The 1,017-nt window shown below is 68.3% G+C and carries 1 protein-coding gene; it reads right to left on the reverse strand.

Annotation, left to right across the window (positions count from 1 at the left end; all coding sequences use genetic code 11):
* Positions 1 to 126: 126 nt before the first annotated feature.
* Positions 127 to 1,017, reverse strand: an 891-nt coding sequence (locus tag I8N67_RS41640) for a Mu transposase C-terminal domain-containing protein (protein WP_200309572.1), incomplete at its 5' end; no start/stop codon positions are given.

Consider the following 1,017-nt stretch of genomic DNA (forward strand, 5'->3'; position numbering starts at 1 on the left):
GGGGCAGCAGATCGAAAGCGGCCAGGTCCTCCTCGACGAACCTGCGCCAGCCCTCCAGACGCGTCGTTGGGTCAGGCCGGTCCTCTCCGAGGTCCGCAATGTCTTCCTCACCCGGTTCCGTCGTGGTCACCACCGCCTCTCGGCCTCCTTGCGTGCGTCGAAGATCTCCAGCGGAACGACCTTGGCGAGCTCCTCTTCGCCGTCCTCCGTGGGAGCGGGCAGAGCAGGCGACTCGGGCTCGTCAGCGGGGCGGGGCCAGGCCGGTGGGGAAGTCGTGAGGGTGCGGGCAGCGACCTTGCGGTCCCGGCGGCCTCGGCGGGAGGAGACGGCAGATGGTTTCACGGGTGCCTGCTCCGGCCCGTCGGCGGCGCGGTCCAGCAACGCGACGGCGGTCTGGGCGATCTCCTCCTCTGTCACGGCATCCGTGCCCCGCTGGGCCAGGATGCGGCGAGCGTGGTCCCAGGCCAGCTCGCCCATGGGCATCGGGGCGGTGCGAAGGTGACGCCAGATCGCGGTGATCCAACCTCCCTGACGGTGGTTGCGTACCCAGACGCGGGAGATGTCGTAGGGGTCGTAGTGCACGTCCCAGCCCCGGCCGTCGTCTCCCGCACCGGAGCGCTGACGGCGGAAGGGGTTCAACTCCGCGCTGTCGTAGGTGCGGTGGTTGATGCGGACGCCGTAGGAGTTGATCGTCCGACGGTGCCGGGGCAGCAGCTCGATGTACTCCTCCGAGCTCAGCGCAACCGGGACGTGCCCGGCGGCCGCGACCAGGGCAGCGTACTTCTCGTTGGGGCTCAGTGCTTTGCCCGGCATCAGCGGGTCCCGCAGGCCATCGTGCGGCCGGTTCTGCCAGATGACGATCCATTGCTGGAGAAGTTCCTGAAGCTGATGGATCGACCAGACAGCCTCCGCCGCCGGATCGACGCCACGGTGTTCAGTGCTGCGTCCCTTGTGACCGGGGAGGTACTGGGTGAACATCGTGGCCACCGAACCCAGAGTCTTCTCGATATGCGGTTT

Source organism: Streptomyces adelaidensis (assembly GCF_016598475.1).
Classification (GTDB): domain Bacteria; phylum Actinomycetota; class Actinomycetes; order Streptomycetales; family Streptomycetaceae; genus Streptomyces; species Streptomyces adelaidensis.